Source organism: Tardiphaga sp. 20_F10_N6_6, assembly GCF_052076045.1.
Lineage (GTDB): Bacteria > Pseudomonadota > Alphaproteobacteria > Rhizobiales > Xanthobacteraceae > Tardiphaga > Tardiphaga robiniae.
Genome location: NZ_CP197239.1, coordinates 4,676,733 through 4,696,940, shown reverse-complemented (window position 1 = coordinate 4,696,940; position 20,208 = coordinate 4,676,733). Strand labels below are relative to the sequence as shown.

19 protein-coding genes are annotated in these 20,208 nt (G+C 62.0%); 12 read left to right on the top strand and 7 right to left on the bottom strand.

Annotated features, from left to right (window positions below):
• Positions 1-53 precede the first annotated feature (53 nt).
• Positions 54-1,460, top strand: a complete 1,407-nt coding sequence (locus AB7813_RS22500; protein WP_439065659.1) for an outer membrane protein — start codon at positions 54-56, stop codon at positions 1,458-1,460.
• A 187-nt stretch (positions 1,461-1,647) separates the two neighbouring features.
• On the opposite strand, the gene AB7813_RS22495 is transcribed toward AB7813_RS22500, so the two are convergent.
• Positions 1,648-2,580, bottom strand: a complete 933-nt coding sequence (locus AB7813_RS22495) for a methyltransferase domain-containing protein (RefSeq protein WP_439065658.1) — start codon at positions 2,578-2,580, stop codon at positions 1,648-1,650.
• A 74-nt stretch (positions 2,581-2,654) separates the two neighbouring features.
• Here AB7813_RS22495 and AB7813_RS22490 point away from each other — a divergent pair, with 74 nt between their 5' ends.
• From AB7813_RS22490 to AB7813_RS22475, 4 genes are all read left to right on the top strand, one after another.
• Complete coding sequence (locus AB7813_RS22490) at positions 2,655-3,695, top strand: ligase-associated DNA damage response exonuclease (RefSeq protein WP_441228427.1); 1,041 nt, start codon at positions 2,655-2,657, stop codon at positions 3,693-3,695.
• Complete coding sequence (locus tag AB7813_RS22485; protein ID WP_441228426.1) at positions 3,692-5,368, top strand: ATP-dependent DNA ligase; 1,677 nt, start codon at positions 3,692-3,694, stop codon at positions 5,366-5,368. The genes AB7813_RS22490 and AB7813_RS22485 overlap by 4 nt, the downstream gene beginning before the upstream one ends.
• 86 nt (positions 5,369-5,454) lie before the next feature.
• A complete protein-coding gene (locus AB7813_RS22480; RefSeq protein WP_068737958.1) occupies positions 5,455-5,760 on the top strand; it encodes a DUF6460 domain-containing protein in 306 nt (101 codons plus the stop codon).
• A gap of 30 nt (positions 5,761-5,790) precedes the next feature.
• On the top strand, positions 5,791-7,140 hold the full coding sequence (locus AB7813_RS22475) for an MATE family efflux transporter (protein WP_439065655.1): 1,350 nt from the start codon (positions 5,791-5,793) through the stop codon (positions 7,138-7,140).
• Here the strand turns inward: AB7813_RS22475 and AB7813_RS22470 are convergent.
• A complete protein-coding gene (locus tag AB7813_RS22470; RefSeq protein WP_441228425.1) occupies positions 7,115-8,209 on the bottom strand; it encodes a quinone-dependent dihydroorotate dehydrogenase in 1,095 nt (364 codons plus the stop codon). The genes AB7813_RS22475 and AB7813_RS22470 overlap by 26 nt on opposite strands.
• Positions 8,206-8,550, bottom strand: coding sequence for a DUF952 domain-containing protein (locus tag AB7813_RS22465; protein ID WP_441228424.1), 345 nt, complete (start codon positions 8,548-8,550; stop codon positions 8,206-8,208). Before AB7813_RS22465 ends, AB7813_RS22470 begins: the two co-directional genes overlap by 4 nt.
• A gap of 237 nt (positions 8,551-8,787) precedes the next feature.
• Between AB7813_RS22465 and AB7813_RS22460 the strand changes: the two genes are divergently transcribed.
• On the top strand, positions 8,788-9,417 hold the full coding sequence (locus tag AB7813_RS22460; protein WP_089266927.1) for a S24 family peptidase: 630 nt from the start codon (positions 8,788-8,790) through the stop codon (positions 9,415-9,417).
• 83 nt (positions 9,418-9,500) lie between these two features.
• Positions 9,501-10,001, top strand: a complete 501-nt coding sequence (locus tag AB7813_RS22455; protein WP_439065652.1) for an SgcJ/EcaC family oxidoreductase — start codon at positions 9,501-9,503, stop codon at positions 9,999-10,001.
• Between the two features lie 63 nt (positions 10,002-10,064).
• On the opposite strand, the gene AB7813_RS22450 is transcribed toward AB7813_RS22455, so the two are convergent.
• The gene (locus AB7813_RS22450) at positions 10,065-11,708 is read right to left on the bottom strand and encodes a lysine--tRNA ligase (RefSeq protein ID WP_439065651.1); all 1,644 of its coding nucleotides are present in this window, start codon (positions 11,706-11,708) and stop codon (positions 10,065-10,067) included.
• A 72-nt stretch (positions 11,709-11,780) separates the two neighbouring features.
• Positions 11,781-12,662 (bottom strand): transporter substrate-binding domain-containing protein, encoded by an 882-nt coding sequence (locus tag AB7813_RS22445; protein ID WP_420878639.1) that lies wholly within the window; start codon positions 12,660-12,662, stop codon positions 11,781-11,783.
• A 118-nt stretch (positions 12,663-12,780) separates the two neighbouring features.
• Here AB7813_RS22445 and AB7813_RS22440 point away from each other — a divergent pair, with 118 nt between their 5' ends.
• From AB7813_RS22440 to AB7813_RS22425, 4 genes are all read left to right on the top strand, one after another.
• Positions 12,781-14,409 carry a glycosyltransferase gene (locus AB7813_RS22440; RefSeq protein WP_441228423.1) on the top strand — a complete coding sequence of 543 codons (1,629 nt, stop codon included), beginning with the start codon at positions 12,781-12,783 and terminating at the stop codon, positions 14,407-14,409.
• A 675-nt stretch (positions 14,410-15,084) separates the two neighbouring features.
• Positions 15,085-15,291 carry a helix-turn-helix domain-containing protein gene (locus tag AB7813_RS22435; RefSeq protein WP_441228422.1) on the top strand — a complete coding sequence of 69 codons (207 nt, stop codon included), beginning with the start codon at positions 15,085-15,087 and terminating at the stop codon, positions 15,289-15,291.
• 94 nt (positions 15,292-15,385) lie between these two features.
• Complete coding sequence (locus AB7813_RS22430) at positions 15,386-16,807, top strand: primase-helicase family protein (protein WP_441228421.1); 1,422 nt, start codon at positions 15,386-15,388, stop codon at positions 16,805-16,807.
• A gap of 223 nt (positions 16,808-17,030) precedes the next feature.
• Positions 17,031-17,324, top strand: coding sequence for a hypothetical protein (locus AB7813_RS22425; protein WP_441228420.1), 294 nt, complete (start codon positions 17,031-17,033; stop codon positions 17,322-17,324).
• A gap of 623 nt (positions 17,325-17,947) precedes the next feature.
• Here the strand turns inward: AB7813_RS22425 and AB7813_RS22420 are convergent.
• Positions 17,948-18,244, bottom strand: a complete 297-nt coding sequence (locus AB7813_RS22420; protein ID WP_441228419.1) for a DMT family transporter — start codon at positions 18,242-18,244, stop codon at positions 17,948-17,950.
• Positions 18,245-18,394: 150 nt separating this feature from the next.
• Complete coding sequence (locus AB7813_RS22415; protein WP_441228418.1) at positions 18,395-19,456, bottom strand: SDR family oxidoreductase; 1,062 nt, start codon at positions 19,454-19,456, stop codon at positions 18,395-18,397.
• A 19-nt stretch (positions 19,457-19,475) separates the two neighbouring features.
• On the opposite strand from AB7813_RS22415, the gene AB7813_RS22410 reads away from it, so the two are divergent.
• Entirely contained in the window at positions 19,476-19,946 is a 471-nt protein-coding gene (locus AB7813_RS22410) for a winged helix-turn-helix transcriptional regulator (RefSeq protein ID WP_441228417.1), read from the top strand.
• The last annotated feature ends 262 nt before the right edge of the window (positions 19,947-20,208 follow it).

Here is a 20,208-nt window from a genome sequence, read left to right as displayed (position 1 = left end):
AGCATTCTGTTACCCCTTCATAGTTCGGCCAGAAACCTGAACTGGATCCCATCATGAAAACCCTTCGCCTCACCGCCGCGGCACTGCTCGCACTGACCGCCGGTGCGCAAGCCGCCGACATGGCCGCGAAGGCCCCCTACTACAAGGTGCCGGTAACAGCGGTTTATGACTGGACCGGCTTCTACATGGGCGTGAACGCGGGCTACGGCGTCGGCCGGGATCGGCTGCAAAACAACGACCCCGTCACTCCCGGCTCAGCCACCTCGACCTATCTGCAGCCCGCCGGCGGATTCGGCGGCGGCCAGATCGGCTACAACTGGCAGACCGGCTCCATGTTCGGCCCGCTGGTCTACGGCGTCGAAGCCGACATCCAGGGCGGCGAGTTGAAGGACAGCTATCCGTTGCTGAACAACGGCGCCTTTCCGCTGGCGCCGCAGGACACCTACAGCCAGAAAATCGACTGGTTCGGCACGGTGCGCGGCCGCGTCGGTCTGGCAACGGGTCCGGTGCTCAGCTATGTGACCGGCGGCTATGCCTATGGCAACGTCACCACCACCACCACCTCCCTGGGCTTTCCTGCCCTGGCTACGAGCCGCGTCCAGGGCGGCTGGACCGTTGGCAGCGGCGTCGAGGCATCTCTCGGCGGCAACTGGACCGGCAAGATCGAGTACCTCTATCTCAACCTCGGCAACAAGACCGATCAGGTGATGGTGCTCGGCACGTTTCCGCAGACCACCACCACTGAACTGCGCGAGAATCTGTTTCGCGTCGGCCTGAACTATCGCATTGGCGGCAACAACAGCACCTATGTGCCAGCGCCCGCAGCGAACTGGACCGGCTGGTATCTCGGCGGCAATGTCGGCTCGGGCATCGGACGCGACCGCACCTCGGTCTCCAAAGCCGGTGACGGCCTTGGTGACTTACCTTCCTACGATGCTTTCAACCTCGCTCCCGATGGCATCAATGGCGGCGTACAGCTGGGTTACAACTGGCAGATGGTGAACTGGGTCTACGGTCTGGAAACCGACATCCAGGCCTCCAGCCAGCGCGACAACAAGACGGCCATTGGCCTGGGCGACGTCCCGTTCGACGCCAAGCTGCCCTGGTTTGGCACCGTACGCGGCCGTCTCGGCTACTCGGTCGGTTCGACGCTGTTCTATGCCACCGGCGGTTACGCCTATGGCGGCGTGAAGACCAAGGCCAGCGAAGACGGCGTCGTGCAGCTCAATGCTTCGACCACCCGGAGCGGCTGGACCGCGGGCGCCGGTATCGAGACGCCGTTCACCCTGCTCGGCCTGTTCGGCCCGAGCTGGACCTCGAAGACGGAATATCTCTATGTCGACCTTGGTTCGACCTCGAACCTGATCAACACCACGACCATCACGACCAACGTCTCCGAACACATCTTCCGCACCGGGCTGAACTATCACTTCAACAGCCCGGTCGTTGCGAAGTACTGATCCTGGTGACATCGCTGAAACGCAAAACCCCGGCCTCGCGGCCGGGGTTTTTATTGGTAGGACGCTTGGCGCTCACAGACGTTATTGCCCGGCCGTCATTGCAAGGAGCCCTTGCAACGAAGCGACCGTCTTTTCGCTTCGTTTCTGGATTGCGCCAGCAAACTTGCCCTAGCTGACCCCGACGGCGTTAAAGCCGACGTTTGATCGCGACGGCCACCAGTCCTGGCGCGGCAACGCCGCGTTCCGTGCGAGACGAAACGTGTTCAAGATGAATGAGCGCCAGGCCGGCAGCTGCGATCAGGCCGCGCAGATGATCTTCGCTCTGCGCATAACGCAAGCCCGCGCCAAGAGCGACACCGTCGCCGTCATGGGTCTCGGCCGTGAAGGCGAGCAGCCCGTCTGGAAGGAGCACGCGCGTAGCTTCTCGCAAAACCGGCGCAAGGTCGTGCAGATAGATCAACACGTCGGCTGCGATGACCAGCTCGACACTGCTATCTGACCGGCGGCACAGACCCTCGACGATCTCGGCCACTTCAAGCTCGGCGTAAAGCCCGGTGGCATGAGCGCGCTCGATCATGCGCGGCGACAGGTCGATGCCGATGATGGCACGGGTGCAGGCGGCAAAAGCGCCGGCCGCCAGCCCGGTGCCGCAACCGAGATCGATGGCGCGAGGGAAGAGCATCGCCCTATCCGTCGCAGCGCATGCGGCACGCACGGCGCCCAACAGGACCGCTGGTCCGCGATAACCGAGCGTATCGACCAGAGCGGCGTCGAACTTGGGCGCGTATTGATCGAACAGCGCCGTCACATAGGTCGCCGGCATGGCCGAGAGATCGTCAGCGCCGAGCCGCATCAACCGCAGACCGGCACCGTTGCGATCACCGGGATCGCTGGCCTGCGCGCGGCGAAACGCGGCGATGGCGCCGGCGGTGTCACCCAGCTGCTCCCGAATCTCCCCGAGCACGAACCATGCGGTGGCAAAGCCCGGCGCCAGATCAGTGGCCTGCTCAAACAGATCGGCCGCCGCCACCAGATCGCCCTGTACCTGCAGGTCGCGCGCATAGTCGAAACGCCGGTCGGCGTTCATATCGCCGGATGACATGAACAAGCGCGCGGGCATGGTGGGAACCGATCGGAGGGCGGGGCGTTCGCAGGATGACTCGAACCAACCCAAGGCGGACCTATATAACCGAGATGCGTCCGCAAGACATCCTTATCCCGGTTCCCGCCGGCCTTTGCTGCAAACCGGGCGGCTTCCATATCGACCCGGTCAGACCGGTCGAGCGCGCCGTTATCACCCACGGCCATTCCGACCATGCCCGCCCCGGTCATGGCGCAGTGCTGGCCACGCAAGAGACCCTCGACATGATGCGGCTGCGCTATGGCGACAATTTCGCCGGCAGCACGCAGGCCATTGCTTATGGCGAGACGATCAAGCTCGGCGAGGTCACGGTCTCCTGCCATCCCGCCGGCCATGTACTCGGCTCCGCGCAGATGGCAGTGACCTGCAAGGATATCTGCATCGTCGCGTCCGGCGACTACAAGGACGCCCATGATCCGACCTGCACGCCGTTCGAGGTGGTGCCCTGCGACGTGTTCATCACCGAAGCCACGTTCGGTCTGCCGGTGTTTCGTCATGGCGATGCTGCCGACGAAGTAAAGAAGCTGCTGGCCTCGGTCGCGCTGTTTCCGGAGCGCGCGCATCTGGTCGGCGCCTATTCGCTGGGAAAGGCACAGCGGGTCATCAAGCTAATCCGTCAAGCCGGTTACGACGCGCCGATCTATCTGCATGGCGCAATGGAGAAGATCACGCACTACTATCAGAGCCGCGGCATCGATCTCGGCGAATTACGCCCGGTGAAAGGCGTCAGGAAAGCCGATCTCGCCGGCACCATCACGCTGGCGCCGCCGTCGGCCACATCGGACGTGTGGACGCGGCGCTTTCCCGATCCAGTCACCGCCTTCGCGTCCGGCTGGATGCGCGTGCGCGCCCGTGCGCGGCAACGCGGCGTCGAACTGCCGCTGGTCATTTCGGATCACGCCGATTGGGACGGCTTGATCGCAACAATCGGCGCGACCGGCGCCGGCGAAATCTGGGTCACGCATGGCCAGGAAGACGCGCTGGTGCATTGGTGCCAGAGCCAAGGCCTGACTGCGCGGCCTCTTGCGCTGATCGGCTATGGCGACGAGGAGGAGGAAGAGACACTTCCGCCCGGCGAAAGCGTCGAGGCATGAACCGCTTCGCCGAACTGCTCGATCGCCTGGCCTATGAACCCGGCCGCAACAACAAGCTGCGGCTGATCACGGGCTATTTCCGCGAAGTGCCCGATCCCGACCGCGGCTATGCGCTAGCAGCGCTGACCGGCGCGCTGTCGTTCAAACATGCGAAGGCAGGATTGATCCGCGATCTGATCGCATCGCGCACCGACCCGGTGCTGTTTGAGCTTTCATACGATTATGTCGGCGATCTCTCTGAGACGGTTGCGCTGATGTGGCCGAAGGCCCAGGACATCGCGCACAACAACCCGCCACCGCCGACACTCACCGAAGTCGTCACCACACTCCGCACGCTCGGCAAAGCGGAACTCCCCGCACAACTCACCCGCTGGCTCGATGAGCTCGACGAGACCGGGCGCTGGGCTCTGCTGAAGCTCGTCACCGGCGCGATGCGGATTGGCGTTTCGGCGCGGCTGGCCAAGACCGCCGCCGCGGCGCTCGGCGACAAGGACCCGCATGACGTCGAGCTGATCTGGCCCGGCCTTGCGTCGCCCTATGGCGAATTGTTCGCCTGGCTCGAAGGTCGCGCGGAGAAGCCGGTCAATCGCGATCCGGCGCCGTTCCGCCCGGTGATGCTGGCACATGCCATCGAGGAGTCCGACTTCGCCAATCTCGACGCGTCCGATTTCGTCGCGGAGTGGAAATGGGATGGCATCCGGATTCAGGCGGTCAGCGGCAAAGGCGATGACGACAGGATCGTCACGCGGCTCTATTCGCGAACCGGCGAGGACATCACCGGAAGCTTCCCGGACCTGACGCCATCGCTGCGGCTGCCCGGCGCGATCGATGGCGAGTTGCTGGTCCTGCGCGAGGGGCGCGTGCAGTCGTTCAACGTGCTGCAACAACGGCTGAACCGGAAAAGCGTGACGCCGAAGCTGATGAAGGAATATCCCATTCATCTGCGCGCCTATGACCTGCTTGGCGATGGCGAGACGGATTTGCGCGAACTGCCATTCGAACAGCGACGAACCAAACTGGAAAGATTCATCGCGGAGCTCGACGACGACAGGATCGATCTGTCCGACCAGATCCCGTTCGCAACATGGGATGCCCTCACCGCCGCGCGTGCCGATCCTGTCAGTGCCGGAGCCGGCGAAGATGCCGATGCCGTCGAAGGCGTGATGCTGAAGCGGCGCGATTCTGCCTATCTCCCGGGCCGACCGAAAGGCCAGTGGTGGAAGTGGAAGCGCGATCCGCACATCATCGACGCGGTGCTGATGTATGCGCAACGCGGCCACGGCAAGCGCTCGTCCTATTATTCGGACTACACCTTCGGCGTCTGGACCGCCGGCGAGAGCGGCGACCAGCTGGTGCCGGTCGGCAAGGCCTATTTCGGCTTCACCGACGAGGAACTGCTGCAAATCGACCGCTTCGTTCGCCGCAATACCACCGAGAAGTTCGGCCCGGTCCGCCACGTCACCCACGAACCTGACAAGGGGCTGGTGCTGGAAGTTGCCTTTGAAGGGCTGGCGCGCTCGCCCCGGCACAAGTCGGGGGTCGCAATGCGGTTTCCCCGCATCAGCCGGCTGCGCTGGGACAAGCCGCCACGTGAGGCCGACCGGCTGGAGACGCTGGAGCGCATGCTGCAGGCGGAGACCACAATTGCGCCGCCCGAGCCTGCGACGCCTTGACGGTCCATACTTGACGAACGGGCCGGGTTCCCCATTTGCGTGGGACCACCTATGATCAGCGCGCGATTTGCGCGCAGGAGACCATGATGCAGCCAAATGAGACCCGGGACTTGCCGGCCAACAATGACGGCCTGGCGCGCTTCCTCGGCGGTTCACCGCTGGCGGTACTCGGCCGGCTGATCCTGCTGTCGATCCTGGTCGGCGTCGTTCTCGCCGCCATCGGCTTCGATCCGTGGAACATCGTCACCAGCATCCGCCGCCTGTTCCAGTGGGTCTATGACCTCGGCTTCGATGCCATCAATGGCCTCTGGCGCTACTTCCTGCTCGGCGCCGTGATCGTCGTGCCGATCTGGCTGATCATGCGGCTGTTCAGCGCCCCCCGCGGCCGCTGAGACGCGCATCATCCGCTTCAGGCTGCATTGATGTCGTCGGGATTGTCCGTCACCAACAGGCGCGTCTTTGCCATTGCCGGCCCGGCCATGCTGGCCAATCTGACGACGCCTCTGATCGGCATCGTCTCGACCGCGGCAATCGGCAGGCTTGGCGACCCGCACCTGCTCGGCGGTGTGGCTTTGGCCTCCGTGGCATTCGACTGCATTTTCTGGCTGTTCGGATTTCTGCGCATGGCGACGGTTGCCTTCACCGCACAGGCGCTTGGCGCCGGTGACCGGATCGAGGTGCGCGCTATCCTGCTGCGCGCGTTGATGCTCGGAGCGGCGATCGGGCTGACGCTGATTATCTTGCGGACACCGCTGGCGGCGCTGGTGTTCAGCATCATGGGCGGCAGCGACGCCGTCACATCCGCCGCACGCCAGTATTTCTTCATCCGACTCTGGTCCGCGCCGCTGATGCTCGGCAACTATGTCATTCTCGGCTGGCTGGTCGGCCAGGCGCGCACCGGGATCGCTCTGGCACTGCAGGTCGGCATCAATCTCGCCAACATGGCACTCACCTCCCTGCTGGTCCTGCAATTCGACTTTGGCGTCAGCGGCGCAGCACTGGCCACGGTGATCGCGGAAACCGCGGGCTTCCTCGCCGGCCTCATCGCCGTATGGAAAATCCTTGGCGGTCGCATCGATGTGCCGCGCGCGGTCCTGTTCGACCGCATCCGGCTACTACGGTTGTTCGCAGTCAATCGCGACATCATGATCCGTACGGCAGCACTGATTGCTGCATTTCTCTTCTTCACGGCGCAGGGCGCCCGTGCAGGCGACCTGACCCTGGCTGCCAATGCAGTGCTCAACAACTTCGTCATGATCGGCTCGTTCTTCCTCGACGGCATCGCCACCGCCGCCGAGCAACTCTGCGGTCAGGGCACCGGCGCTCGCGACCGCAAGCAGTTTTCCCGGGCCGTAAAGCTCGTCCTGATCTGGAGCACGGCATTCGGCATCGCTGTCACGTTGCTATTCGTGCTGTTCGGCGGCGCGCTGATCGATTTCATCACCACCAGCCCCGAAGTTCGGCTCGCTGCGCGGAATTACATGCTGCTGGCAGCGATGGCGCCCGCCTGTGGCGTCCTCGCTTACGCCTATGACGGCATCTATATCGGCGCATCGTGGGCGCGCGACATGCGCAACCTGATGCTGCTGGCGTTAGCGATTTACATCGCCGCATGGTTCGCACTGGCCAGCCTTGGCAATACCGGACTATGGCTCGCGTTTCTGGTGTTCATGCTGTCGCGCGGCGCTTTGCAAGCGCTGCGTCATCCAGCCCTGCTGCGACAGTCGTTTCCGCAGCAGGCCTGGCTTACGCCGGCCAGTCTTCCGCTGTGATCGTCGCCGCATCGGCGCCGACGATTTCCGACAGTGAATCACGGCCGGTGCGCAGCAGCGTCGAGGACAGGTCAGCCTTGATGCTGTCGACAAGGCCGACGCCTTTATAGACCAGCGCCGAATAGAGCTGGATCAGGCTCGCACCCGCGCGAATCTTGGTGAGCGCCGCACCGCCGCTGTCGATGCCGCCGGCGCCGATCAGCGGAAATGCACCTTCGACACGCACGAAGGTCTCCGCCACCATGCGGGTAGACAGCCTGAACAAGGGCCGCCCGGACAATCCGCCCTGCTCTTTCGAGCGTACCTGTTCGCGCAAGGTCGAGGGACGGCCGATCGTGGTGTTCGCGACGATCATGCCATCGACGCCGCGCGAGCGCGCGACATGGACGACATCGTCGAGGTCGGCGAGGCTGAGATCGGGCGCGATCTTCAGCAACACCGGAGAATCTCCCGCATTCTTGCGAACGCGCTCACGCGCATCGATCACCCGCGCCAGCAGATCGTCGAGTTCGGCGGCCTGCTGCAGATTGCGCAGGCCCGGCGTGTTCGGCGATGACACGTTGACGGTGAAATAGCTCGCCACCGGCGCAAAGGTCTCGATCAGCCGCACATAATCCTGCGTGCGATCGGGCGAATCCTTGTTGGCACCGACATTGACGCCGACGATACCGCCATTCTGCGCACGTGCAGCCAGCCGACGCAGCACGACCTCCGCACCATCATTGTTGAATCCGAGCCGGTTGATGACCGCCTCGTCACGCTCCAGCCGAAAGATGCGCGGGCGTGGGTTGCCGGATTGCGGCTTCGGCGTCACCGAGCCGATCTCGGCGAAGCCGAAGCCGAGACGGAGCAGCGCGTCCGGCACCTCGGCATTCTTGTCGAAGCCGGCGGCGATCCCCACCGGATTGGGGAAGTTCAGACCAAATGCACGGACCGCGAGTTTTGGATCATCCGGCCGCGGGCGGGCGTAAGGCAGCATGCGCAACCCACGGATCGCGAGGCCGTGCGCGTCTTCGGCGTCGAGCATGCGCAGCATCGGCAGGAAAAAGGCATCGAAAGCGCGGATCACGATTTGAGCTCCGGAATGTCGTGGTTGCCGTCGGAGCGCGCACGCAGATCCAGGACGGCCGTGACGGCGCCGAGATCGAGTTCGCCGTAGAGATGCGGGAACAGATCGCCACCGCGGGATGACTCCCAGCGCAGGTCGTCACCGAGTGCGTCTGCGTCCACAGCGACCAGAAACAGGCCGGTCTGGCCGAAATAGTACTTCCGGAGCGTCTCGGCGAGCTGTGCCACGGTCGAGAAGTGGATGAAGCCGTCCCGGGCATCGTCGGCGCTGCCGCGATAGATGCCCTGGCGCTCGGCCTCGCGCCAGCTCGAGGCCGGACAGATTTTATAGATGGTGCGCAACCGCCCAGACTTCCAATTTGGTTGAATCAGCTGTTTTCGATGTGGTGTGGACGCCCAGTCGCGGGATTCGATGGCTGGAGCCGACAGTCGACCGTATCGGCGCCCCCCCTCCACTTCAAGGCTGCACATTTTTTTCAAATGCCTGTTGCGAAATCCGTGCATTCACGGCAATAATTCCTAGATTTCGCCACGATTCACCGCCCCGCAGAAATCCGGGCCAAGGGACCGAAACCGATGATGCTCTCGCACGCCCAGATCTGGAACGCCCTCGACCGCCTCGCAGAGCGCAACGGCATGTCACCCTCCGGCCTTGCGAAGAAAGCGGGGCTCGACGCCACGACCTTCAACAAGTCCAAGCGCATCACCAATGACGGCCGCGAACGCTGGCCGTCGACGGAGTCGGTCTCGAAGGCGCTGACCGCAACCGGCGTGACCATCGACAGCTTCGTCACGCTGATCGAAGGCACCAAGCGCATCGTGCAGTCGGTGCCGCTGCTCGGCTTCGCACAGGCCGGCCATGGCGGTTACTTCGACGACGCGGGTTTTCCCGCCGGCAGCAAGGGCTGGGACGAAGTGGGCCTGCCGTCGGTGAATGACGAGCACGCTTATGCGCTGAAGATCTCCGGCGACTCGATGAAGCCCGCTTATCGCGACGGCGACATCATCGTCGTCTCGCCGGAAGCGCAGATCCGCAAGGGCGACCGCGTCGTGGTCAAGACCAAGGACGGCGAGGTGATGGCGAAGGAATTGAAGCGCCGAACCACGAAGATCATCGAACTGCAGTCGCTCAATCCGAACCATGTCGATCGCAGCTTTCCGGCCGCCGACATCGCCTGGATCGCGCGCATCGTCTGGGCGAGCCAGTAACCGAACACACTCTGGACTGGCGTCCGGCCACCGAATGATCTATGCGAGTTCCCTATCCGAAACTCGCAACCTTCGGTGGCGCCATGAAAACCAGAACAATCGTTGCCGGCGCGATCGCGCTGGCCCTCGTTAGCGCAGGTTCTCTCGCACATGCGAAGCCCATGACCTGCGCGGTCGTCACGACAAAGCAGATCGAAGCGCTATTCGACCGCTGGAATGCCTCGCTCGCAACGCTCGACCCCGCCAAGGTCACCGCCAATTACGCCTCGGACGCGGTGCTGCTGCCGACGGTGTCGAACACGCCGCGCACCGACAGCGCGTCGATCCAGAGCTACTTCGTGGATTTTCTGAAGAAGCACCCGCAAGGCAAGATCGACACGCGCACCATCAAGATCGGCTGCAATATGGCATCCGACGTCGGCACCTACACCTTCACGCTGTCCGGCAAGTCCCCCAGCGATACGCAAATCGTCAAGGCCCGCTACAGCTATGTTTATGTCTACCGCGACAAGAAATGGCTGATCGCGCATCACCACTCGTCGGCAATGCCGGAGCCTGTCACGCCGGCGGCAGCGTCGAAGTAGGCATCAAGAAAAAGGCGCGCTCCGTCAGGAAGCGCGCCTTTGACGTTTCGCAGGGCGTGACCCTCAGGCCGAGCGCGCCAGCGCGCCGTCGATCATGTTGATCGCATTCTGCACGCCATAGACCGCGACGAAGGACCCGAAGCGCGGGCCCTTCTCCTGGCCGAGCAGCACTTGGTACAGCATGTTGAACCAGTCGAGCGAGACGCCGGGCCGGCCATCCTTGGCAAGCTTCTTGTGATCAAGGAACGGCTCGCGGCGGCCGATCTCATAGACCGCGTTCTGGATGTCTTCCGGCGTGGCCTCCGCCGGCAGTTGCGAGAGCGCATCGCGCAGATCCTGCAGCGCCACGCGCTCGACATCAGTGGGCTCGCGGAACGTCTTGGTCGGCGCCACGAAGTCCCGATAGTAGTTGATGGCATAGCCGACCATCGCGTCGAGCCGCGGATGCGTCGCCGCGGAGACGCCCGGCCGATAACGCCGGATGAAGCCCCACAGGGTTTCGGCATTCTCGGCGTTCGACGACGACACCAGCGTCAGCAGGAGTTGGAACGTGACCGGCATATCCGCCACCGGCGGGGCGCCAGCGTGAATGTGCCAAGCCGGATTGGACAGCCGCTGCTTGGGATCCTGCTTCGCATAGCCTTCGACGAACTGCTGGTACTCGTCGACATTGCGCGGAATCACGTCGAAGAACAGCCGCTTGGCCGCCTTCGGTTCGCGATACATGAACAGCGACAATGACTCCGGCGACGCGTAGCGCAGCCATTCGTCGATGGTCAGGCCGTTGCCCTTCGACTTGGAGATCTTGCCGCCCTTGTCGTCGAGGAAGAGCTCATAGTTGAAGCCTTCCGGCGGCGTGCCGCCAAGCGCCGCGCAGATCTTGCCCGACAGCTTTACGGAATCGATGAGATCCTTGCCGGCCATTTCATAGTCGATGCCGAGCGCCGCCCAGCGCATCGCCCAGTCGGCCTTCCACTGGCACTTCACATTGCCGCCGGTGACCGGCGTCGTGACTTCTTCGTTGGTGTCAGGATCGACATAGGTGACGGTGCCGGCAGCCACGTCGCGCCGGATCATCGGCACCTGCAACACGACGCCCGTCACCTTGCTGATCGGCAGGAACGGTGAATAGGTCGCACGGCGATCCGGGCCCAGGGTCGGCAGGATGATGTCCATGACCTTGTCATAGACTGCGAGCATCTTCAGCAGCGTCGCGTCGAACCGGCCGGATGTGTAGTAGTCGGTCGACGAAGCGAATTCGTAGTCGAAGCCGAACTGATCCAGGAAGACGCGCAGCCGTGCATTGTTGGCCGCGCCGAAGGAGGGATATTCGTTCGAGAACGGATCCGGCACCCGCGTCAGCGGCTTGCCGAGATGCGATGCCAGCATGTCCTTGTTCGGCACATTGTCCGGCACCTTGCGCAGACCGTCCATGTCGTCGGAGAAGGCAATCAGCCGGGTCTTGATCTTGTCCTCGGTGAGTACGCGAAAGGCATGGCGCACCATGGTCGTGCGCGCGACCTCGCCGAAAGTGCCGATATGCGGCAGGCCCGACGGACCGTAGCCGGTCTCGAACAGCACTTCGTCTTTCGGCGTTTTCTTCAGACGCGCCACCAGCGCCTTCGCCTGCTCGAACGGCCAGGCGTTGGAAGTCTCGGCGAGCGTGCGCAGCTCGCTCGGGCTCATGGTGGGGTCTAGCGTGGACATCGTGTTTTGGGCCTCCGGGCCGCGGAACCTAGCGGCTCCGCACCGAAATGCCAAACCGCGGGATGAGAAAATTCAGAACGGGCTGACCGAGAAATAACGCAGCCACAAATCGGTGTAGCGGCCTTTCTCCCAGACCCGGAACAGGGCCCAGTTCAGCGCCTGGCGCAGCGTGTCGTTGCCTTTGCGGACGGCGATGCCGATGCCCTCACCGAAAAAGCGGCTTTCGATGAAGGGCCCGCCGCTGAAGGCGCAACAATCGGCGGAATCGCTGCCATTGATCCAGAAGGCGAACGAGATCGCATCGCCGAAGATGAAATCGACCTCGCTGCGTTTCAGCGCCTGGCGTAGCGCATCGTCGCTTGGAAAAGGCACCAGCACCGCATCGGTGAACATCGCCTTCAGATAGGCCTCATGGGTCGAGCCCGCGATCACGCCGACCTTCTTGCCTTCGAGATATTCCGGGCGGATCTCCGGCATCACCGCATTCTTGCGGGCCACGAAGCGCGCCGGCGCACGGTAATAGGGATCGGTGAAATCGACGCGGGCGCGAATCTGCGGGGTCACCGCCATGGAGGCGATGATCGCGTCGCCCCGGTTGCTGGAAATGGCATCGAGCAACGTCTCGAAGCGGCGCATCTGCACCGTGCAGGTGACCTTGATCTCCTCGCAGAGAAGACGTGCGAGATCGACGTTGAAGCCCGCCGGATTGCCGTCGGGGCCGGTGAAGTTGAACGGCGGGTAGTCGGTCTCGGTCAGGAAGCGGATCACGGTGATGCGCGACAGGTCCGGCCGGTCCGGACGGCGACGCGGATCCCAGAAGCCCGGCACGGCCTGCGGACCGGGCTGGCTCACAGCCGGAGCCGACGTCTGCGCCAAAGCCGGTGCGGCCGAAAACAGCGACATCCATGCGGCCAGCAAAGCGCCAAGGGTCAGCGCAGTTGCGCGACACTTCATTAGCGGTATTTGGTTGCGGGAATTAACCATCTGTGGTTGCATAGGGTGCTTCCGGATCGCGGTCTTATAGACCATCCGGCGTAAGACGCGAGTAGCGTTTGTGGTGTGAGGGCGTTGCATGGGGGTGCAGCAATCTTCCCGGGGTCATCGGCCGCGCGTTTCGCGCCAGCCGGCCGCGCTACGCTCTCCTCCTCTGCCGATCGGCAGGATGACCTCCTTCCCCATGCCGGAGCGAGACGGGTCGGACCGGCGCGCGGAACCAGCCAGCGAACTCGACTGCCTGCGCGGCATACTCCCGGTCCCGCTGCTGCACGCCGCGGAGCGCCGGAGCCGCGAGCTCAATCTGGGCGCCGATCAGGTCCTGATCCAATGGGGCGTCATCAGCGAGGAAAAGTATGTCGCGCATCTGGCCCGCCACCTCAGCATCGACTTCGACGATCTCTCGACAGTCGGGCGCGCTCACTGCCCCCTGGCGGATGCCGATCTTCCGGAGATCGCAGAGTTCGGCATCCTACCCGTTCAGGAGGGTGACACACTCAACTGGATCGTCACGCCGCGTGCCTTTACAGCACGACGCCTGACGCGCTTCTCCGCCACATATCCATCACTTATCGCGCGCATTCGGCTGACCACGCGGCGTCACCTGCATCAATATCTGACCGAGCAAACCGGCGACGCGCTTTCGGATATCGCCGCCGAAGGCCTGCTGCAGACGCGACCTGCCATGTCGGCCAAGTCGATCATCGGTTGGCGCAGAGGATTGCAGCCAGCGATTCTGCTGCTGGTATGCGCGGTTCTCGCGCTTCTGTATCCGACGCTGGCGATGGATCTGATCGGCGGCCTGGCGGCGATCTGGTTTCTCGCCTTTTCGCTTCTCAGGCTGACTTGCGTGCTGGTTCCGCCGCAGCCGGAGCAACGGTTTCCGCCGCTGCGCGACGATCAACTGCCGATCTACTCAGTGGTCGTCGCGCTCTATCGCGAGGAAACGTCCGTTCCGGGTCTGTTGCGATACCTGCAAAGGCTCGACTATCCCTCCGAAAAACTCGACATCATTCTGGTGCTCGAGCCCGACGATCTGCGGACCCGCGCCGCCGTTGCCAGAGCCCGGCCGGGGCCGCAGGTTCAAGTCCTGATCGCACAGGCGACGGGTCCGAAAACCAAGCCGAAGGCGCTGAATGTTGCACTTCCCTTCGTGCGCGGCAGCTTTCTGACCGTGTTCGATGCCGAAGACGATCCCGACCCCGGCCAATTGCGCGCCGCGCTCGGCATGTTTCGCCAGCACAACGACGACGTCGCCTGCGTTCAGGCTGGGCTGCATTTCGACAATCTGACGCACAGCCTGCTGTCGCGCATGGCGGCAGTCGAATATGCCGGGCTGTTCGCGGTCTTCCTGCCCGGGCTGGTCGCATTGGGCATGCCACTGCCGCTTGGCGGCACCTCCAATCATTTCCGCACGGACACCTTGCGCCGCATCGGCGGCTGGGACGCCTATAACGTCACGGAAGATGCCGACCTCGGGATCCGCCTGGCGCGGCTGGGCTATCGCTCGGTCACCATTCCATCGGTCACGCTTGAGGAAGCACCGATCGCGTTCGGCGCGTGGCTGCGACAACGCTCACGCTGGATGAAAGGCTGGATGCACCCTCAGTCAAGCCATTATTTCCTTCGCATTATCAGTCGTTTGCGTCCACCCATTCCTGGCCTGATGGAGCCATCGCAACGCCATCGCAACAAGCTCGAATGGTAAGGCTCTTCATGCCGGGCAACTGCGCTTGTTAGGGCAACTTGCTATCGATGAGCTCTAAGCATTGCCGCTCGCGCCCTAACATTATTCTATCGCCATGTAGGGAGAGCCGCCCGGGCCCATATCATCGGCGACAAGTCTGAGCAGACGTATCGACGAAGCGACGCTCTCGATAGCGACGAGACCTAATGGATGCGTGGTCACGTTGGTGCGAGACGAAAACCGGCGCTAACGTCGTGCAACTATCAAAGTCGCGCAAAGCGCAAGTTTAAGAAGTCTTTGCGGCGCAGGCGCAACCCTCGTTTTGTGATCGGGTTCATTGCCTATTCGTCCACCTCTATGCACCTTCGTTCATGCAGCACCGGCGCATTGGGCCAGTGAGGCACGAACAGAGGACTGGCTAGTAAGAGTGCGATCACGTTCCCGCTCAGGCCGGCGCCACGATTCTCGAAAGTCTGCCCGACCAATCTGACTTGGAGATCGGTGATTCGCACGCACTTGACGGTTTTTTTGCGCCAATCGAGAGCTCGTCGGCAACCACTTGTCTATTGAAGTTAGCGCTGGGGCACAGCGCTAACTTTCGCGCAATAGAACGGGGGGTCTTGGCCGTTTTTTCTTCTCTGCTAGCGGTTCACCCGTTGGCGCACCTTGCCATCGAATTACGGACACAGAGGGACAATGACCAGCACGAACGAGAGCATCCGCCCACCAAGACTCCTGCGAACTGTCATCGAAGCCGCCGACGAGCTGCGCGTTGGGCGCAGCACCATCTATGAGCTGATCCGGACCAAGCAGTTGGAAACCGTAAAAATCGGTCGCTGCACGCGCGTACCAGCGGCGTCGATCACAGCCTTTGTGGCGCACTTACGGTCGCCCGCCGAATAGCCTGTCTCCCACGAGACAATCGCTGTCATAGCGACGAGGCCTCTTGAGGGCCCGTTCGCGTGGCAAAACCGGCATATCAAAATCAGAGTACCCAATGGAGAAAGATACGGCCCATCGGCCGGCCTACACCTATGATCAACTCGCCAATCTTATCGTCGGCGAAATCGATCCACCTGAGGGCAGCGACGTTCCTTCAGAGATCGAGGAGATCAATCAGAAACACGCACTGACCATGTGGGGCAGCAAAGCAGTTGTCGTGATCGATGATCCGGAAGCTCCCATACAGATCAGGTCGCTGGAAGCCCATAAGGCTTGGTATGCCAACCGCCGCATGCAGATCGTTGATGCGTCAGGCAACAGCCGATCCGCTCCCTTGGGAACTGCCTGGCTGAACCATCCGCTGCGGCGTCAATACGAAGGGGTTGAGTTTTGGCCTAATCCAGATGGGGCGCCTGGCCGCGCACATCACTTCAATCTTTGGCGCGGCTTCTCGGTGACGCCCTCCGAGGAGGGTCGCTACGGCGTTTTTAAAGATCACATTCTCAATAACATCTGCCAAGGGGATCAATCGCTCTACGCATACGTCTTCGGATGGTTCGCCCAGATCATACAAAAGCCCCGAGAAAAATCGGGAACAGCGCTCGTCCTGCGAGGACAGATGGGCACCGGCAAGAGCAAGCTCGGCGAGGTTTTTGGATCTTTGATCGGGGAGCATTACGTTCAGATCGACGAAGGTCGGTACGTTACGGGCCAGTTCAATGGTCACATGGCCAATTGCCTCCTTCTGCAGGCGGATGAGGCAGTGTGGGCCGGTGATAAGTCTGCGGAGGGCCGGCTTAAAGGCTTGATTACATCTGAGCATCAAATGATCGAGGCGAAAGGCGTCGACCCACTTCGGATGGCGAATTACGTGCGCTGCGTGATGACCTCCAACGAGGGGTGGGTAGTTCCTGCCGGCATGGACGAGCGCCGATTCTGTGTGCTCGACGTTCACCCGCGCTGCGCACAGAACGGTGCATACTTTGGCGAGATGCATGAGGAGCTGAAAGCCGGCGGACGACAGCGGCTGCTGTTCGACTTGCAGCGGTTCGATTTGAACAGCGTCAATCTACGCAAGATCCCCAGGACAAAAGCGCTGCTTGATCAAAAACTTCGATCACTGGACTCCGTCGACAGCTATTGGTTTGGACGGTTGTGGGAGGGAATGACAACGAGCGAAAGCGGCGAATGGCTAACCGAGGTATCAACGGCGGTACTGTTTCAAGACTATGTGAAAGTCTCCTCGCAGATCGGAGAACGCCGGCGCCAGAACAACTCGCAATTTGGGGAGCGATTGCAGAAGCTCGGCGCACGGAGGCGAAGGCCGGCGGACAAGCCTGAAGAGGGCAAGTCGATCAGACCGTATCGGTATTGCTTTGCGAGCCTTGCGCAAGCGAGAGCAGACTTTGAGAAATTGCTCGGCCAGCAAGTCGATTGGCCAGAGACAGCGGCCAACAATGATGAAGTGCCGTTCTAAGTGGCGAGGCATGTCGCGTGATGCATGTCTAGGCAGTCCATGCAGTCCAGGCATTTTCAGACACACCGCGCCATCAACGCCCGCAAGAGAAGAGGCTGTTCGATGATAATGACATAACTTCTTAAAAATAGAGAAGTGCTAGGACTGCTAGGACGCGCCCTTATAAATCAGGGGTTTCTCGCGTCCAGGCAGTCTCCAAAAGCTGAGACACCATGGACATAGAATGACAACACCGACCAACAAGCAGATCGAATTCGCGACGAACATGAACACGCGGCAGTGGGACGTCCTCCGCAGTATTACAGGCGTTCCTTATTTCTTAAGTGCCAGCGAGAGGGCCGATCCTGAACTTTACGCCCTGATCCGGAACGGGCTGGCCTCATGCCACTCCTCCCTTCCAAACGGACCATCGTTGTTGAACTGGACCGCGACCGAAGCTGGCACGATGTTGGTAAAACGTTACGAACGAGACGGAGCCAAGAAGCTCGCGCCCCAAAGGTCAGCGGTCCGCCAGTGACAGAAAACGCGCACGCTGCGAGGCGTCCGCGTCAACCCAAGTCTTCACCGAGTAGGCTACGCCCAATCCGAAGACCGGCTTAGCAGTCGCAGCGCATGTATCCCTCAGAATAAAGGGTCCTTTCTGGGGTGGGGGTACATGCGATGCCGCCGCAGCCCGGGTTTGCTCCAGTTGATCAGCCAATCAGTGACGGTTAATAGCCTTAATAGGGACGCCCTCCTGCTAAACACCCGCCATCGCCCTAAGATGCAGGGTCCTTCTAAAGACGGGGGGGCGCAACCGCCGCAGCCCGGACTCTGCCCAGTTTTACAATCTTAAAGTCACGGTTGACCGAGTTGACGCTATTTCCATCCGGTTGACGCCGAGTGATCCCCCACATCGGTGATGTCCGCTTTGTGCGATGGGCTCAATTGGTCGGCGCAACAGTCTAATCTTCTTGCAAAGATTGAGTGCGGGCATGAGAAGGCGGCAACGCATCAATTACTCGGCGGCACAACGATGCGAGATGGATCGTTGGCAAGCAGGCGATCCGTAGAGGTTGCGAGCCGCCTAGCCTTCGCGGCCGCTCATCAACACCGTCGCCGATAACCGAGCTCGACGTCGTTGTGAATTCGCGCACATCCTCAAGCCTCCGACACCCATTTCAGCCCGATCACACCCGCCAGAATGAGCGTGATACACAGCAGCCGCGTCGGCGAGGCGGAACCGTCGAGCAGCACGATACCCAAGACCGCAGTACCGGCAGCGCCAATGCCCGTCCAGACCGCATAGGCCGTCCCCATTGGCAATGCCCGGAGCGACATTGACAGCAGAATGACGCTGGATAGACCGGTCGCAACGGTCAGCGCGCCGGGCACGAGCCACGCCGCGTGCCGCGAATTCTTCGCGCGGGATATCACAGGCTGCCGGCGGTCCGACATGCCGACATCCTTACAGTCTTCGATGAGAGACGCTTCTGGACCTGCGCACTTGCTGCGGGGTCTAAAATCGCCCTGGGTCACCAATACAATTTTGGCTACGCCGCTTAGATGGTAAAGTCTCCTCACTTAGGTGCGACAAAGAAATGCCTTCTATGGGATGAGACGATCTGCCCGGAGTTCAGCGAACAAATGGAGGAATGCCTTATCGGTCGCCTGATAGGTGGTGAAGCCTAATTCCCTACTCTTGGACATATCTGTGAGGACCTCGATCGGGCGACCCAGATCGGCGTCGGTATGCCATGGCGATATCAGGCGAGCGAGATCGCTTTCGGCAAGGCCGTGTTCGGACGCGATCCTGCTCCAAACTTCGGCATCGGCCGCCATCTTCTGCTCAAGCGGCTTGACGGTGCCCTCGAACGGAGCCGCAGCGACTCCGAACCAATCGGCGATCCGCCCCCACATCCATTTCCATCTGAAGACGTCTCCGTTCGCGACGTTGAAAGCCTGGTTCTGCGCCGCAGGTGTCGTCGACGCCCAGACGAGATGACGCGCCAGCAGCCTTGCATCCGTCATGTCGGTCAGGCTCTCCCACTGAACCTGGGAGCCCGGAAAGTAAAAGGGCCGGCCGGTCGCGCGGCAGATGGTGGCATACACCGCTAGCGTCGTTCCCATGTTCATGGCGTTGCCGACGGCCTTGCCGATGATCGTGTGCGGACGATGAACCGACCATGTGAAGCCATCGCGCTCGGCTGCAGTGAACACCTCGTCTTCCTGAGCGTAGTAGAAGTTGGCGATATCCAGGCGGGGTTGGTCCTCGCGAAACGGGGTCTGTGGGAGGCTCCCCTTGCCATAGGCCTCGAACGGTCCGAGATAGTGTTTCAATCCCGTCACCAACGCGAAGTGCCGAAGCGATCGCTTGGGGCGCAAGGCGTCAAGCACGTTGCGCACCATCGCGCTATTCACCCGGATGTTCTCTGCTTCTGTCGGTTGGCGTACCCAGCTTGCGAAGAAGACGTGGCTCGGGCTCAGATCGCCTAATGCCGCCCGGAGGGCTTTCGGATCCTGGAGGTCGGCGGCAACGGGGATCACCCCGGCGCTTGCCGGCGGCCGTCGCGCCAGCGCCGCAACCTCCCAGCCATCCTGGAGCAGCGCCGATATCGTTGCGCTTCCCACAATTCCGCTTGCACCGACGACGAGAGCCGAGCGTGTCATTTCCGTATCCTTTGCCTATATGAGACGGACACGTAGCGATGCCCCGAAGTCGCGTCCAGAGCGCACTCAATGGGGACATAGGCACCGAAAGGTACCCGCCTTGAATGACAACACGAATGACGGCTGGCGCGAAGATTGCGCGCCACGGCGTGTTCTCGACCTTTTCGCGACCAAGTGGACGAGCATGGTCCTGCATGTCCTTCACGCGCGGCACGGCGGGCGATGCCGCGCCGGCGTGCTTCACCGGAGCATTCCCGGCATTTCGCGAAAGATGCTGACGCAGACGCTACGCGACATGGAGACGAGCGGCCTAATCGACCGCAACGCGCAGGCGACCGTCCCGCCCGCCGTCGACTACGGCCTGACTGCGCTCGGACAACGCTTCGTCGAGCCGATTGAATTGCTCTACGACTGGGGACGGCGCAATGGCGACGCGCTCGATGCGTTGCGGCCCCGTCCGACGTCCCGTCGTCGGGACACCGATACGTAGGTTACTCCTGGGTGACTACCGTCGGCGCCTTATGTGTGAGCGCTTGGCCTCAAGAACTAGCCTTTCATGGAATCAATGCACATCATGAACGGTATGGACCCGGTGACCCGCTTATCGCTCCCTTTGACAGTTGATTGCCCGTCACGAATGACCATGGAAGTTGCCATGATAGCGTGAGAATCTACCGGTTTCTGAAAGCCGGCGGATCTGATCGGCCGGCACTCTTTTGTCGATAGCCGTCTTCGAGACTGAGCCGGCCCCT